This window comes from Allobosea sp. GW823-FHT02B03 (genome assembly GCF_058797755.1).
The window spans coordinates 485,207-499,260 of record NZ_JBXAJY010000004.1 but is presented as its reverse complement, the minus strand read 5'-3'; the positions used below and the strand labels follow the sequence as shown (position 1 = coordinate 499,260).

The 14,054-nt window shown below is 66.7% G+C and carries 14 protein-coding genes; 3 read left to right on the top strand and 11 right to left on the bottom strand.

What is annotated here, in order from left to right:
- Positions 1 to 15 precede the first annotated feature (15 nt).
- The 8 genes from AC1REK_RS16005 to AC1REK_RS15970 form a co-directional block, all read right to left on the bottom strand.
- Complete coding sequence (locus tag AC1REK_RS16005) at positions 16 to 1,254, bottom strand: ABC transporter substrate-binding protein (protein ID WP_492269277.1); 1,239 nt, start codon at positions 1,252 to 1,254, stop codon at positions 16 to 18.
- Between the two features lie 11 nt (positions 1,255 to 1,265).
- The gene (locus tag AC1REK_RS16000) at positions 1,266 to 2,333 is read right to left on the bottom strand and encodes a branched-chain amino acid ABC transporter permease (protein WP_492273806.1); all 1,068 of its coding nucleotides are present in this window, start codon (positions 2,331 to 2,333) and stop codon (positions 1,266 to 1,268) included.
- Between the two features lie 26 nt (positions 2,334 to 2,359).
- The gene (locus AC1REK_RS15995) at positions 2,360 to 3,256 is read right to left on the bottom strand and encodes a branched-chain amino acid ABC transporter permease (protein ID WP_492269279.1); all 897 of its coding nucleotides are present in this window, start codon (positions 3,254 to 3,256) and stop codon (positions 2,360 to 2,362) included.
- A complete protein-coding gene (locus tag AC1REK_RS15990; protein ID WP_492269280.1) occupies positions 3,253 to 4,020 on the bottom strand; it encodes an ABC transporter ATP-binding protein in 768 nt (255 codons plus the stop codon). The genes AC1REK_RS15995 and AC1REK_RS15990 overlap by 4 nt, the downstream gene beginning before the upstream one ends.
- Positions 4,017 to 4,820, bottom strand: coding sequence for an ABC transporter ATP-binding protein (locus AC1REK_RS15985; protein WP_492269281.1), 804 nt, complete (start codon positions 4,818 to 4,820; stop codon positions 4,017 to 4,019). The genes AC1REK_RS15990 and AC1REK_RS15985 overlap by 4 nt, the downstream gene beginning before the upstream one ends.
- A 10-nt stretch (positions 4,821 to 4,830) precedes the next feature.
- Positions 4,831 to 6,318 (bottom strand): aldehyde dehydrogenase, encoded by a 1,488-nt coding sequence (locus AC1REK_RS15980; protein ID WP_492269282.1) that lies wholly within the window; start codon positions 6,316 to 6,318, stop codon positions 4,831 to 4,833.
- Between the two features lie 411 nt (positions 6,319 to 6,729).
- The gene (locus AC1REK_RS15975; RefSeq protein WP_492269283.1) at positions 6,730 to 7,713 is read right to left on the bottom strand and encodes a Bug family tripartite tricarboxylate transporter substrate binding protein; all 984 of its coding nucleotides are present in this window, start codon (positions 7,711 to 7,713) and stop codon (positions 6,730 to 6,732) included.
- A 13-nt stretch (positions 7,714 to 7,726) separates the two neighbouring features.
- Complete coding sequence (locus AC1REK_RS15970) at positions 7,727 to 8,611, bottom strand: beta-keto acid cleavage family enzyme (protein WP_492269284.1); 885 nt, start codon at positions 8,609 to 8,611, stop codon at positions 7,727 to 7,729.
- Between the two features lie 118 nt (positions 8,612 to 8,729).
- On the opposite strand from AC1REK_RS15970, the gene AC1REK_RS15965 reads away from it, so the two are divergent.
- Positions 8,730 to 9,755, top strand: a complete 1,026-nt coding sequence (locus tag AC1REK_RS15965) for a LacI family DNA-binding transcriptional regulator (protein ID WP_492269285.1) — start codon at positions 8,730 to 8,732, stop codon at positions 9,753 to 9,755.
- Positions 9,756 to 10,094: 339 nt separating this feature from the next.
- Here AC1REK_RS15965 and AC1REK_RS15960 read toward each other — a convergent pair whose 3' ends face one another.
- The gene (locus tag AC1REK_RS15960) at positions 10,095 to 10,958 is read right to left on the bottom strand and encodes an SDR family NAD(P)-dependent oxidoreductase (RefSeq protein ID WP_492269286.1); all 864 of its coding nucleotides are present in this window, start codon (positions 10,956 to 10,958) and stop codon (positions 10,095 to 10,097) included.
- Between the two features lie 172 nt (positions 10,959 to 11,130).
- Here AC1REK_RS15960 and AC1REK_RS15955 point away from each other — a divergent pair, with 172 nt between their 5' ends.
- Positions 11,131 to 11,850, top strand: a complete 720-nt coding sequence (locus tag AC1REK_RS15955) for an aldolase/citrate lyase family protein (protein ID WP_492269287.1) — start codon at positions 11,131 to 11,133, stop codon at positions 11,848 to 11,850.
- Between the two features lie 30 nt (positions 11,851 to 11,880).
- Here the strand turns inward: AC1REK_RS15955 and AC1REK_RS15950 are convergent, their stop codons facing one another.
- The gene (locus AC1REK_RS15950) at positions 11,881 to 12,330 is read right to left on the bottom strand and encodes an OsmC family protein (RefSeq protein WP_492269288.1); all 450 of its coding nucleotides are present in this window, start codon (positions 12,328 to 12,330) and stop codon (positions 11,881 to 11,883) included.
- 368 nt (positions 12,331 to 12,698) lie between these two features.
- Here AC1REK_RS15950 and AC1REK_RS15945 point away from each other — a divergent pair, with 368 nt between their 5' ends.
- On the top strand, positions 12,699 to 13,265 hold the full coding sequence (locus AC1REK_RS15945) for a YceI family protein (protein WP_327524095.1): 567 nt from the start codon (positions 12,699 to 12,701) through the stop codon (positions 13,263 to 13,265).
- Between the two features lie 127 nt (positions 13,266 to 13,392).
- On the opposite strand, the gene AC1REK_RS15940 is transcribed toward AC1REK_RS15945, so the two are convergent.
- On the bottom strand, positions 13,393 to 13,992 hold the full coding sequence (locus AC1REK_RS15940; protein ID WP_492273810.1) for an IS3 family transposase: 600 nt from the start codon (positions 13,990 to 13,992) through the stop codon (positions 13,393 to 13,395).
- Positions 13,993 to 14,054 lie beyond the last annotated feature (62 nt).

The following is a 14,054-nucleotide window of genomic DNA, read 5'->3' as shown; positions in this document are numbered from 1 at the left end:
GCCGCGCCCCGGCCGTCAGTTCGCGTGCTCGGCGGCGTACTTGGCCGCGAGGTCGCTGGAGAAGTTGGTCCTCACCCCTTCAAGGCCGTAGGGCTTGGCCTTGTTGACCTTGAACAGGCTGGAGGTCAGCGGCGGCCGGCGCTTCTCGACCGGGCCGAAGACATGGTCGCCGGTGATGCCGTCGAAGCTCATCGAGGCGATCGAGTCATAGGCCTTGGCCAGGCCGGAATGGCTGAGGTCGCCGCTCTTGATCGCAGCTTCGAGCACCTGCGTTGCTGCCTGCGCAGCCTTGTATCCGATGGTGAAGAAGAAATCGGGCTTGGCGTCGGGCGCGTATTTCTTCTGCAGCTCGACCAGTCGCGCCATGCCGGGCACCGAGGCATCGCCCCATTCCGGCCCCTCGCTGGCGACCACGAGGTTCTTCTCCATGTAGCTGTAGGCCGGGCTGTCGGTCAGCACGCCCGACCAGGTCGGGAACTGGCCGAGCCAGAGCGGCGCGAAGTTGATCCGCACCGCATTGCCGACCATGCGCACCCATTGCGGCGGGATGGTCGTGACGTAGACGACCTCGCAATTGGCCGCCTTGAGCTGGGCCATCTGGCCGCTGAAGTCCTGATCGGCGATCGAGAAGCGCACGACCGCGCCGATCTTCGCACCGAGGTTCTTCGCGGCGAACTCGATGCCTTCCAGGCCCGCCGCACCGTAGGGGTCGTCGCGGATCAGGCCACAGAGCGTCTTGCCCTTCTGCCCGCCCTCGTTCCAGAGGTGGCTGACGGCGTTGATCGCCATGATCTGGTAGGGCGCGCCGACCGGCAGGAGCTGCTTCTCCTTGAAGAAGACGTAGTCGTACCCGCCTGCCCCCACGACCATCTTGTCGTCGTTGACCTGGGGCAGGACGGCGAGCGTCGTATGCGTGCCGAAGAGCTGCGCGATCATCACGACGTCGTTCTTGATCTTGTTGTAGGCCTGGACCGTCGCCGGCTGCAGGTTCTGGTGGTCCTCGATGACGAGTTCGACCTTGTACTTGCCGCCCAGGCCACCCTTCTCGCGGTTGATCGCCTCGAACCAGGTCCGGACGCCGGCGACGACCGGCTGACCGAGCACGGCGGCCGGGCCGGTGAGCGGCTGGATCACGCCGAGACGGATGGTCTTGCCATCGAAGCCGGGCACCGGCTTCGGCTCGCTTTGCGCGGCTGCCGGCAGCCCCGCCATCATGGTCGCGACGGCGGCCGCGAAAGCTGTCTTCCAGATCATGTTGTCCTCCCTCAGTTCTTTTTTGCTTGGTCGAAGCGGCCGGCGATGCGGCCGAGAAGTCCGGCGATCCCGCGCGGCTCGAACATCAGGAAGCCGATGATGAAAGAGCCGAAGAGGATCTGATTGAGCGCGAAGAGGCTGATCACCCCGCCATCGCCGGGCGTGATCGAGACGAAGGGCAGGATCGGGCTGGCGAGCTTCACGACCTGCGGCAGCAAGGTGATGAACAGCGCGCCCAGGACCGAGCCAAGCACCGAGCCGGTGCCGCCGACGACGATCATGGCGAGGTACTGGACGCCGAGCAGCAGGTCCCATTCGACCGGCGCGGCATAGCGGACATAGCCGCCATAAAGCGCTCCGCCCGCCGCAGCGAACATGCTGGAGATCACGAAGGCGACGATCTTGGTGCGTGAGACACTGATGCCGATCACCGACGCCGTCATCTCGCGGTCGCGGATCGCCATGAAGGCGCGCCCCGCGCGGGAGTTGAGCAGGTTGAGCGCCAGCACGGCGGCGAGGAGCGCGCACAGCCAGATCAGGATGAACCAGCCCTGGTTGCGGGCGAGCGCGGCGCCGCCCAGCGACAGGGCCGAAAAATCGAGCGGGCCGAGCGTCGCGGCCAGCGTGATGCTGCGGCCGTTGGCGCCGCCCGTCAGCACCGGCAGGTTCTGCCAGAGATGCAGGCCGACGAGCACGAGGCCGAGCGTGACGATGACGAGATAATGCCCGCGCAGCCGCAGCGCCGCCGGCCCGACAAGCGCACCCATCAGGCCGCCGGCCAGCACCGCCGCCGCGAGCCAGAGCGGCAGCGGCAGGCCGAGATCCTGCCCGACATAGGCGGCGACATAGCAGCCGACACCCATGAAGAAGGGCTGGCCGAGCGAGACCTGGCCGGTGCTGCCGGTGAGCAGGTTGAGCCCGATGGCGCCGACCGCCGCGATCCCCGCATAATTGAGGATCGAGAGCCAGAAATCCGGCACGACGAAGGGCAGGACGGCGATCGCGGCGAGGCTGGCGAAAAGCGTCGCGGGCCGAATGCTGGCCGGCGGGCGAGCCGCCGGCATGGCGAGAGTGTCCATCGGACGGAGATCGGTGCGGGCGTGCATCATCCCCTCCGCACCGCCTGCGTGCCGAACATGCCGTAGGGGCGCACGAGCAGGAACGCCGTCATCAGCACGTAGGGCATCACGAGATGGAAGTTCTGACCGAGCCAGGGCGCGTGCTGGGCGACGTAGCTCGCCGTCAGCACCTCGGCGACGCCGATGGCGAGGCCGCCGACCACGGCGCCGACCGGCGAGTCGATGCCGCCCAGGATGATCGCGGGGAACGCCCGCAAGGCGACGAGCGAGAGCTCAGGGCTGAGCCCCCTCACCCCACCGGAGAGCATGATGCCGGCGAGTGCGGCAATGACGCCGGCAATCGCCCAGGCCAGCGCGAAGACCAGGGCCGGAGAGACACCCTGTGCCATCGCCGCTTCCTGATCGAAGGCGGAAGCGCGCATGGCGAGGCCGTAACGCGAATAGCGGAAGAAGACGTAGACGGCCGCCATCACCACGGCGCTGATGCCGAGCGTCCAGAGATCGACGGTCAGGATCTGGATATTGCCGACGCCCGCCATGTTCATGGCCCACGGGTCACCCAGCGGCAGCAGGTCATAGCCCCAGACCGAGGCCGGGAACTGCTCGATCACGATCAGCAGCCCCCAGGTCACCATGATCACCGCGAAGACCGGCTTGCCGATCAGGCGACGCATGACGAAGCGCTCGGCCACCACCGCGACGAATGCGGTGCCCAGCACGGCAAGCAGCATGGCGAGAGGAAACGGCAGACCCCAGCGCGCGCCCAGCGCATAGCAGAAATAGGCGCCGCAGAGGACGAGCCCGCCCTGGGCGAAGTTCAGGACGCCGGTCGACTTGTAGACGACGACGAAACCGAGCGCGAGCAGCGCATAGAGCGCGCCCAGCGACAGGCCGCCGATGACGAGTTGCACGAGCTCGCTCATGCGGCCCTCCCCAGATAGGCTTCGATGACGCGTGGATCGTTCTGGACCTCGGCAGGCTTGCCGGTGGCCAGGTGCTGGCCGAAGTCGATCGCCATGACGCGATCCGAGATCGCCATGACCATCCGCATGTCGTGCTCGACCAGCGCCATGCCGGTGCCGTAGCGATCGCGTACCCGCAGGATCGCCTCGATGATCCCAGCGGTCTCTTCGTGGTTCATGCCGGCGACCGGCTCGTCGAGGAGGAGCAGCTTCGGTTCCATCGCCAGGCCGCGGGCGATCTCGACTAGCTTGCGCACGCCATAGGGCAGAACGCCGATGGCAGTGCCCGCCAGCTTGCGCAGGTCGAACAGGCCGAGGATTTCTTCGGCGCGGGCGCGATGCTCCGCTTCCTCCCGCCGGGTCGAGCCCAGCCGCAACGCGTTGCCGAGCGTCGAGGTCGCCATCAGGTGATGGCGGCCGAGCAGCACGTTCTCCATCACGCTCAGCTGCTCGAACAGGCCGAGATTCTGGAAGGTCCGCGCGATCTTCAGCGCCGCGAGGTCCTTGGGCGGCCGGCCGACGAGTTCCTTCCCCTCCAGCCGGATCGAGCCGCTGTCGGGACGGTAGAGGCAGCTCAGGCAGTTGAAGATCGTGGTCTTGCCGGCGCCGTTGGGGCCGATGATCGAGAAGATCTCTCCGGGCTGGATATCGAAGGAAATCCCGTTCAGCGCTCTCACGCCGCCGAAGCTGAGATGGATGTCGCGCACGCAGAGCAGCGGGTTCATCGCGCGTCTCCCGCAGCCACAGCGAGCTCGCTATCACTGGCGCCGACGATGCCGAGATAGAGTTCCCGGACAGCTGGATTGGCCTTCAGCGCCGACCCCGTCCCTTCGAGCGCGATGCGGCCGTTCTCGAGGATGTAGCCGTGGTCGGCGAGCGACAGCGCCATGTCGGCGTTCTGCTCGACCAGCATGACTGCGACACCGTTGTCGGCGATGCGACGGATGACCTCGCGGATCTGCTGCACGATGATCGGGGCCAGGCCGAGCGACGGCTCGTCGAGAAGCAGCAGCTTCGGCCCCGCCATCAGGGCACGGCCGATCGCCAGCATCTGCTGCTGGCCGCCGGAGAGGTAGCCCGCCGCCTGCCTGTAGCGCTCGCGCAGGATCGGGAACTGCTCGAGAACCTCCTCGAGCGTACGGCGGACACCGGCCACGTCATGGCGGGTGAAGGCGCCCAGCCGTAGGTTCTCCTCGACGGAGAGCTCGGCGAAGATGCGCCGTCCTTCCATGACCTGCGCGATCCCGCGCCGCACCAGCGCCGCGCCGCCCAGCGCCGCGATGCTGTCGCCGTCGAAGCGGACATCACCGCCGCCGATCCGGCCGCGATGCCAGCCGAGCAGGCCGGAAACGGCCCGCAGGGTCGTGGTCTTTCCGGCGCCATTCGCGCCGAGCAGCGCGACGATGCCGCTGCGCGGAACCTGCAGGCTGATCCCCCTCAGGGCGGCGATCGAGCCGGCATAGGTGACCGAGAGATCGGTGATGGCGAGCAGCGGCGCGGCCGCTGCGGCGGGAGGTGCGGTCATGCTCTCCCCCTCAGCCGATGGTGAAGGGATCGCGGGTCGCGCCCGAAAGCTCGATCCAGACGGTCTTGGTTTCGAGATACTCGTCGACCGCGTGCAGCCCGTTCTCGCGCCCCGCCCCGGACTGCTTGTAGCCGCCGAAGGGCGCGTTGTAGGCGACGACCCGGTAGGCGTTGATCCAGACCGTGCCGGCCCGCAGCCGGGCCGCCATGCGATGCGCCCGCTGGACATTTAGTGTCCAGACGCCGGCCGCCAGACCGAAGCGGCTGTCATTGGCGAGCGCGACCGCCTCCTCCTCGGTGTCGAAGGGCAACACGCAGAGCACCGGCCCGAACACCTCCTCCTGCGCGATCGTCATCTGCGGGCTGACATCGACCAGGATGGTGGGCTGCACGAACAGGCCGCCCGCCTCGCCAGAGCCACCGCAGGCGAGCCTGGCTCCCTCGGCGACCGCCTGCTCGATCATGCCCAGGATCTTCCGGTGCTGTTGCGGCGTCGCGACCGGGCCCATTTCCGTTTCCGGCAGGGTCGGGTCGCCCATCCTGATCGCCTTGGCGCGCTCGATCACGCGCCCGAGCACCTCGTCCATGATCGAACGCTGAATGACGAGACGCGAACCGGCCATGCAGCTCTGACCCGACGCGGCGAAGATGCCGGCGACGATGCCGTTGGCGGCGGCGGCAGGATCGCAATCGGCGAAGACGATGTTCGGCGACTTGCCGCCGAGTTCGAGCAGGACGCCGGTCAGGTTGTCGGCCGCCGCCTTGGCGATCGCCTTGCCGACATCTGTCGAGCCAGTGAAGGCGATCTTGTCGACACGGGGATCGCCGACCAGAGCGCGGCCAGCCTCGGGGCCGCCAGTGACCACGTTGAACACGCCGGCCGGGAAACCCGCCTCGTCGAACAGCTTGCCGAGCTCCAGCGCCGAGACCGGCGTGTATTCGGACGGCTTGACGACGAAGGTGCAGCCGGCGGCGAGGGCCGGCGCAAGCTTCCAGGCGAGGAGCAGGCCCGGCGAATTCCAGGGCGTGATCGCGGCGACGACGCCGACGGCTTCCTTGCGGGTGAAGGCCGTGAAGTTGGGCCTGTCGGACTGGAGCGTCGCGCCCTCGATCCGCTCGGCGGCACCGGCGTAGTAATGAAACCACTCCGGCAGGTAACGCCACTGCGCGGTCATCTCCCGCACGAGCTTGCCGTTGTCGCGGCTCTCGATGACCGCAAGACGCTCGGCATCGCGGGCGATCAGATCGGCGAGCCGGCGCAGCATGACAGCCCGCTCACGCGCCGTCGCCCGTCCCCACGCCCCGTTGTCGAAGGCCTCGCGCGCCGCACCGACGGCCGCCGCGACGTCGGTCTCGCCAGCGTCGGGGACGCTTGCCCACGCAGTCCCGAGATAGGGATCGACGCTGTCCATGCGAGCGCCAGACGCAGCGGACAGCCACTCTCCCCCGATCAGCATCTCATAGGCAACAGGCGCGGCGGGCGGCGTGCGGTTCAGCATTGAGCGTTTCCTTGATTTCTACTGAGTAGAATTTATTTCTATTCAATGAAACAGCAACTTTTGATGCTGTCAAGCTGCCGGCGAGGCATTTCTCGGCGCCTGCCTTGCTGCGGCTGCCGCAGACCACCATCGAGCTGCGTCGGTGGGGCTCGATGACGTGAGCAGGGATGGCTTGGCGACAGGGCGAGGCCGCCGCGGCGGACCGCGGCACGATCAGGGGCGGCGCGGCATCGGGGCTTCTCGCGGCCCTCTTCAGAGGGGCTGGCCCCCGCGATCTTCGCGTCGATCAGAGCCCGGCAGGCCGCGATCGGGGCATGCTTCCGTGATCGCGAAACCGGGCCAGGGCTCGCGAAACATTCAAGTCAGGTACGGGGGCCGGCGAGGCGCTTCGGCGCCCCGCCGCAACACGGCTCAGGCCGGCTTGATCTTCGCGTTGCGGACGACCTCGCCCCATTTCGCGGTTTCGCGGGCAACGAAGGCGGCATAGTCGGCCGGCGTCCCGCCGACAGGCTCGGCGGTCTGGATCGCGAACCGTCGCTGCACCTCCGGCAGGGCGATGAGCTTGTTGAAGAGCGAATTGATCTGCACCGCGATTTCGGGCGGGGTCTCCGCCGCGACATGGATTCCGTGCCAGGTCAGGGCCTCGAAGCCCGGCACGTCGGCGCTGATCGGCTTCACCTCCGGTAGGGCCTTCACCGGCTCGGCGCTGCCGACCCCGATCGCCCTCACCGAATTCGCTTCGATGAAGCTGCGCGAGGTCGAAATGGTCGAGATCGCGAGCTGCACCTCGTTCGTCATCGTCGCCTGCAGCACCGGGCTGCCGCCGCGATAGGGAACATGGACGATCTCCACCTCAGCGGAGCGCTTGAACAGCTCCATCATCAGGTGCGACGCCCCGCCGGGGCCGGCCGAGGCGTAGTTCAACGTGCCTGGCTTCGCCTTGGCGAGGGCGACGAGGCCCTTCACTGTGCCGTCCGCCACGCTTGGGTGGCCGATCATCACCATCGGCAGATTCGCCAGATGGATCACATGCCTGAAACTGCTCTCGACATTGTAGGGCAGGCTGGAGAACAGCGACTGGGCAACCGCATTCGCCCCGATGTCGCCGAGCAGCAGGGCGTGCCCGTCGGGCGTGCTGCGTGCGATCTCGGCCGCAGCCAGCGTGCCGCCGGCGCCGGGCTTGTTCTCGACGACCAGCGGCTGCCCGCTGGCGCTCTGGAACTGCTCGGCCAGGATGCGCGCCAGCGCATCCGCCGCCCCGCCGGCCGCGAAGGGCGTCAGGATGCGGACCGGTCGATTGGGCCACGTCCCCTGCGCTCGCACAATGCCGGGGAACGCCGCCAGGCCGCAGCCCAGCATCCCCTTAGCGAATGTTCGCCGTGTCGGTTTCGTCATGGCCTGTCCTCCCCTATTCTTGGTCTTTCGCGAAACGCGCGCCGCGTGGCGCGATGCCCAGCAACCGCCTTGCCACGGCAGGCGACGCCACCGGCCGCCCGCGCCTCGCCGCGTATTCCACCCATTGCCCGACGAGAGCCGCGTTTCCGGGCGCCGGCGATCCGTCATTCATCAGCCTGATATCCTCGAGCCCGGTTCGGACATGCCCGCCATGGGCGACCGCCCGCTCGAGAAGACCGGCATGCGCCGCGATATCGGGGCCAGTCTGCGCCGAGACCGACCATTCGCTCCCGTCCGGCAGCTGGCGAAGCAGCCACTCCAGCAGCGCCGGGTCCGGCTTCAACGTGCCGGGCAGCCCCATCACGAATTGGAAGAAGAGCGGCTGGTCGATCCCCGCCGCGGCGAGCCGTGGCACGCATTGGAGCTGGGCGCTGTCGAAGATCTCTATTTCCGGGCGCAAGCCTGCATGCGCAATCGCCGCCGCCAGGGCGGTCTGGAAGCTCGGGCGATTGTCGTAGAGCCGCCCGGCGAGATTGAAGCTTCCGCCGGCGAAGCTGACGATTTCGGCACCTGCCCCGACCACAGCCAGACGCTGCGCATGCGAAGCCCGCCCGCCATCGTCGCCGGCCGAGAAATCGAGCACGACATCGCAGCCGCGCACCCGGATGGCTCCGGCGATCGCGGCATAGGCCGCCGGCTCCATCGTGGTCTCGCCGGTCGCCAGTCTCGCGTGGATATGGACGACGGCCGCTCCGGCGGCATGACAGGCGAGCGCGTCCTCGACGATGGCAGCCTGATCGAGCGGATGGCCCGAGCCGGCGGCATGGGGCGGCAGGCCGCCGGTCAGCGCCGCACAGACGATAAGCGGCTTGCCTTCGGAGTGGGGTCGACCAGTCACGAGCATTCTCGATTCATTCATGATAACGTTAACTGTGAACGTTATCATTTGTGATTGTCAAGACGCCCACGAGCAAGCAATGTGCACCGGGCATCACGAACGAGGACAGCAAGGCCGCATGCGCGACCCCGCAGAAGAAGGCTCCGGCAACGCCACGATACGCGACGTCGCGAAACGTGCCGGCGTTTCCATCATGACGGTGTCTCGCGCGTTCAGCGCGCCCAAGACAGTGGCCGCGGCGACCTTGCTCCGGATCGAAAGCGCCGCCGACGAGATCGGCTATGTGCCGCACCGGCTGGCGGGCGCGCTGCGCTCGGGCGTGTCGCGCATGGTCGCGGCGATCGTGCCCTCTCTGGAGAACAGCCTGTTCGCGGCCTTTCTCCAAGGCCTGTCCGACGGGCTGGCGGAGAACGGCCTGCTCCTGACAGCCGGCGATGCCGGGCGCCGCCCCGACGCCGAGGACCGCCTGATCGCCGAATATCTCACCCTGAAACCCCGCGCGCTGGTGCTGCACGAGACCGCGCACAGGCCGGAAACGGTCGCGCGCCTGCGCCGGCTCGACGTACCGGTGATCGAGGTCGGCGATCTCGTCGACGATCCCGTCCAGCACAATCTCAGCTTTTCCAACAAGGATGCGGCTGCGGCTCTGACGCGCCATCTGCTGGCGCGCGGCCGCCGCCGGATCGGCTTCCTCAACCTGCCAGTCGCGCTTTCGACCCGCGCCGGCCGCCGTCTCGACGGCTATCGCGCCGCCTTGCGCGAGGCCGGTATCGAGATCGCTCCCGAGCTGATGGTCGAAAGTGCCGGCGGGTACGAGGCTGCGATCGCCGCCGCCGGGCGCCTCCTGGGCTCCGGCACGGAGCTAGATGCGATCATCGGCGCGGGCGACGTCTTCGCCATCGGCGCGCTGCTCGCCTGCCAGAAGGCAGGGCGCCGTGTGCCAGAGGACATCGCCATCGCCTCCTTCGACGATCACGAAATCTGCCGGCAGCTCTCGCCGGCCCTGACGGCCCTCTCGATTCCGCGCCGCGAGATCGGCCTGCGCACCGCCGGGCTGATCGTCGGCCTCGGCGATGGCAAGGCTGCCGGGACCGCCATCCGCGAAGATGTCGGCTTCACGCTCGCGACGCGCGCCAGCTCCTGAGGCTCATTGGCGCCGCCACCTGCACCGTAGGCCAGCGCCTGTCCGACGCTGCGGCATATCCCGCAGGCGAGGGCCTGGCGCGTCCTGTGCCAACCCCGGCCCGGCCGATCGCCGCCAACCCCGCCCGGCGTCCCTCTAAAGAGAAGCGTTTCGCGCCGGTACCCTCTTTGTTCGAGAGGTACTGCGTAGTCGGCTCGCGAGGTGCCGGCACTGATCGAAAGTGATGCTGGGCCGGTTGCATCCGATTCATTGGCTACATGGAAGACCAGACGGTAAGATACCTCCAGACCGGACGCTCGCCGAGGATGGCCCGGCTTGCCAAGGCGACCGTCGCTTCGGTCATGCGCGCGGCTCCCGGTTGGCAAGAGCGATGCGCGACCACTGCGCCGCAACCTCTTCCGTGGTTGCGGCGCCGATGCCTTGCAGATCACGCGGATAGTTCACGCCGAGCGCTTCGACGCTGCGGGTCGCATGGAACTGCCCGTTGGCGGCACGCAATATCCACCCGCCCTCCGTGCAAGCGCTCGAAACCAGGAAGGCAACGCCCGGCGCGACCTCCGAGGGCCTGAGTTCCTCCGGTTGGTCCAGGACGCCCCACATGCGAGTCTTTGCGACAGGCGAGATGGCATTGACGACAATGCCATGGGCCCCGCCCTCAGCCGCCAGCACATTGACGATCCCCACCGCCGCGAGCTTGGCGGCGGCATAGGCGGCGAGGCTCTTTTGAACATATTGCGGGTAGAGCGCGCGGCAGGAGGTCGTGAGGACGATGCGCCCGTACCCGGCCGCCTTCATCGTCGGCCAGGCGGCCTGTGCCAGCCAGAGCGGCGCCTTGGCGGCAATCGCCATCATCCGCTCGAAGGCTTCTTCCTCGATTTCTTCGACCGGCTGATAGGCGACCCAGCCGGCATTGTGTATCACGCCGTCGAGCCGCTCGTGGTCGGCAACGCACCGCTGGACGAGCCGGTGACACGCCTCCCTGCTGTCGATCGCGCCGTGGAGTGCGACCGCATCGTACCCTGCTGACCGCAGGCTTGCCGCTGCGTCTTCGACCACGCGCCGGTCTTCGCCTCGCCCATCGGAATCGGCTCCAATATCCTGCAGTACGATCGTCGCGCCGCTTTCGGCGAGGGCACGGGCATAGGCGAAGCCGAGGCCACGTCCGGCACCGGTGACGAGGATTACTCTGTTCTTGAAATCCACTTGAGGCACTCCTTCATGCCTCGAACCTGGCAGCGTGTGTTTGATGGTTCAAATACCGAGTACAGGACTCCACGATACACCAGAGATATCGCGGATTATCGGAAGCGGACTTTCACCATGCTTGGAAGCCAACTTGGTTCGATGCCGCGCTTCATCGATCTCCTTGCGGAGAATGACCCACCTTTCTTCAGTACGGCCTCTCGCTTGCGGGCTCGCCGGAATGCCAGGTCGTGCTGCCTCTGCCAGCGCGGACCTGAGGCAGAGTATCGAGAAATCCCATCACCATCGGATTTCCCGTGACGCGCGCTATGCTTTTGTGGAGCGCATCTTCGTAGCGTCCGAGTATCGTGAAAGCGGCAGGCTCAGTCGAACAGGCGGGATCATAAGCTCGGTGATGATCGCCGACTGCCTGCATGCGGGCATTCGGCGCTTGAACGCAGTCGGTGAAACCTTCTGGCGATCTAATGCCGCGGATATCCTCGCCGATCTCGGCTACGAATACGACAGTAGCATCGATCACACCCATGCGCAGGAGATGGCAGGGACGAAGGCCGTGGCCCGCGAGCCCAATCTCTTCCCCACCGGTCTGGTCAACATCCCCTGGCTCTGGAGCGAGCTCGACGGAATCATGGCGCCGGCGGAAGTCGACGCGCTGTTCATCGGCCCGGCCGACCTTGCGCAGTCGCTCGGCCATCGCGGCGAGCCGCAGCACCCAGCCGTGCGCGCGGCGGCGGACAAGGTCGTGACGCGGGCATCAGCGGCGAAGCGGCCGGTCGGCGTCCCCTTGTCCTATCGCAACCTGCCAGGCTTCGCCGGGCGTGCTCCGGGCTTTCTCTACTATGATCTCAACGCCGTCATTCAGGCCGGCGCAGCGGCGACATTGATGGCCTGAAGCCCGCGATGTCCTGCCTGCGCACCGCCCTCATTCCGGCGAACGGAATGTCGTGGTGATCGGCAGGCTGCGCTTCAGCGTTTTGGTCACCGGAGTCTTCTCCCAGACCGCCGCGAGACGCTCCTGGGTGTCCGCGGCCTGCGGCAGGCTGAAAAACACCTCGCGCCGGATCGACTCCTCGCCATTGGCATCCCTGAGGAAACGGGCCTCGACCTCGATCCGGCCGAGACCCCAGCCCTTGCGATCAGCGTACATACGCAGCGTCAGCGAGGTGCAGGCCGCCAGCGCCGAGAGCAGGATCTCATAGGGTGCTGGCCCGGTATCGGTACCACCAGCACTGACCGGTTCGTCGGCTTTGAGGACGTGCGTGCGGGCGAAGACGTCCTTCAGTAATTGCACGGGGCGGGTCAGGAACGCAGCGACGCGCCCTTCCCCGATCGCGGCGTACAACCGGACGCCGTCGAAGTCCCGGCGAACCATCTCGGCTCGCCAAGCCATCTCCTGCAGGCAGAGGCACAGTGTTGGATCGGTCTCGACCCGGACGCTGAAGGCAGCCGCTGGTCGTGAAGGCCTGCTCTGCAGCTCCAGGCGGTCGCGACAGGGCGGTGCCGCAGCGCCCTTCCAGGGCGCAAAATGGCGACCAAGCCGGAGGGAGGAAGGCGCGGAAGCACTCGCGACCGGGCGTTTTCGCTTCAGCCGCGCCTCCGCTTTTGTCCCATTTTCAGGACAGTGCGTGTCGATTGACGGGCTTATACGTTCCGTGTCCCAGGCTTATTCCAGGTCGAAGCCAGGCGGCCGCCCCTGACGCCGGGTCTCCGCTTTCCCTATGCTTCGCCAAGGAAATCACGATGAAGAAGATTGCTCTGCCGCTTATTGTCTCGCTCCTGACGTTTTCTGCGGCCCAGGCTGCAGATTACAAGCTGGACCCGACCCATACGAAAGCTGTCTTCTACATCGACCACTTCAATGTCTCGACGAACAGCGGCTGGTTCAGTGAGATCAATGGCAGCATCGCGTTCGATCCCGCCTCCAGGACGGCGGCGATGACGGTCACTATTCCCGTCGAAACGATGGATACGGGCATCGCGGCCTTCGATAAGCACATCAAGGGCGCTGACATCCTCGATGCCGCCAAGTTCCCGACCATGGTATTCAACTCCACCAAATGGACCTTTTCGGGCGACAAGCTGGTGTCCGTCGACGGTGACCTCACCATGAAGGGGCAAACCCGGCCGATCCAGCTGAAGGCCACCAAGTTTGGCTGCTACCAAAGCCCGATCTTCAAGGCGGAAGTCTGCGGCGGCGACTTCGAGGCGAGCATCGACCGGACCCAATGGGGTGTCGATTTCCTGGTCAAGGAAGGCGTGACCAAGATGGTCACACTAAAAATCCAGGCCGAAGCCATCAAGCAGTAGGCCGACACTTGGAGCTGATCGGTTTTCATCGGCTCCCGATCTGCAGCGGCCGGATGGACAGCACGCTTGTCTCGGACACCAATATGTGGCGACGATCTTGGCTAGGTATCGAAGCTATGAAGGTTGTTCATCCGGGCGGGGTGCTGAGAGGCTGGGGTTGCGAAGCTCTAACTCTTGCAGAGCGTGGGCACGCAGGTGATATCCGCCACCCACAGTTCGTTCGGCTTCTCGACAATGACCCGAAGGGCCGCGCGAAGCAGCGAACTTCCCCCGGACCAGACCGTTCGCCGGCCGATGCGCGGGCGCGCGCTTCGTTGTCGTGATCCCTCGCAGCCTGCTGGCGCCGACGAGCCCGCCCGCCCATCAAGCGGGCCGCACGCTTCTTGCCGATGGCCACCCCCTCGGCCTTGAGCTCGGCATGGATCCGCGGTCCGCCATAGGTTGTGCGCGAGGCCGCATGGATCGTGCGGATATTCCGGGTGAGATCGAGGTCGGCTGTCGCCCGTGCCGAGGCAGGTCTGCCGCGCCAGGCATAATAGCCTGATGCGGAGACCTTGAAGACACGGGCTATGGTCTTGATCGTGAACACGGCGGGTGCGCGCTCACAACTAAGAAAATCCGTTCGGGTTCGCCTTGCTCTCCCGCGCGAACCAGGCTGCCGCCTTTGACAGGATATCGCGCTCCTGCCGCAGGCGCTGGTTCGCCCGGATCGAACCAGCTCGACCATCTGCCGCCGGAACGCCGGCGGGTACGAAGATCGAAGACGCGACATCGGGCACTCCAGAAAAT

Excerpts from the sequence above, each read along its gene's own strand:
- AC1REK_RS16005 (WP_492269277.1), bottom strand. The coding sequence starts at position 1,254 with ATGATCTGGAAGACAGCTTTCGCGGCCGCCGTCGCGACCATGATGGCG.
- AC1REK_RS16000 (WP_492273806.1), bottom strand. The coding sequence starts at position 2,333 with ATGGACACTCTCGCCATGCCGGCGGCTCGCCCGCCGGCCAGCATTCGG.
- AC1REK_RS15995 (WP_492269279.1), bottom strand. The coding sequence starts at position 3,256 with ATGAGCGAGCTCGTGCAACTCGTCATCGGCGGCCTGTCGCTGGGCGCG.
- AC1REK_RS15990 (WP_492269280.1), bottom strand. The coding sequence starts at position 4,020 with ATGAACCCGCTGCTCTGCGTGCGCGACATCCATCTCAGCTTCGGCGGC.
- AC1REK_RS15985 (WP_492269281.1), bottom strand. The coding sequence starts at position 4,820 with ATGACCGCACCTCCCGCCGCAGCGGCCGCGCCGCTGCTCGCCATCACC.
- AC1REK_RS15980 (WP_492269282.1), bottom strand. The coding sequence starts at position 6,318 with ATGCTGAACCGCACGCCGCCCGCCGCGCCTGTTGCCTATGAGATGCTG.
- AC1REK_RS15975 (WP_492269283.1), bottom strand. The coding sequence starts at position 7,713 with ATGACGAAACCGACACGGCGAACATTCGCTAAGGGGATGCTGGGCTGC.
- AC1REK_RS15965 (WP_492269285.1), top strand. The coding sequence starts at position 8,730 with ATGCGCGACCCCGCAGAAGAAGGCTCCGGCAACGCCACGATACGCGAC.
- AC1REK_RS15955 (WP_492269287.1), top strand. The coding sequence starts at position 11,131 with ATGACCCACCTTTCTTCAGTACGGCCTCTCGCTTGCGGGCTCGCCGGA.
- AC1REK_RS15950 (WP_492269288.1), bottom strand. The coding sequence starts at position 12,330 with ATGGTTCGCCGGGACTTCGACGGCGTCCGGTTGTACGCCGCGATCGGG.
- AC1REK_RS15945 (WP_327524095.1), top strand. The coding sequence starts at position 12,699 with ATGAAGAAGATTGCTCTGCCGCTTATTGTCTCGCTCCTGACGTTTTCT.
- AC1REK_RS15940 (WP_492273810.1), bottom strand. The coding sequence starts at position 13,992 with ATGGTCGAGCTGGTTCGATCCGGGCGAACCAGCGCCTGCGGCAGGAGC.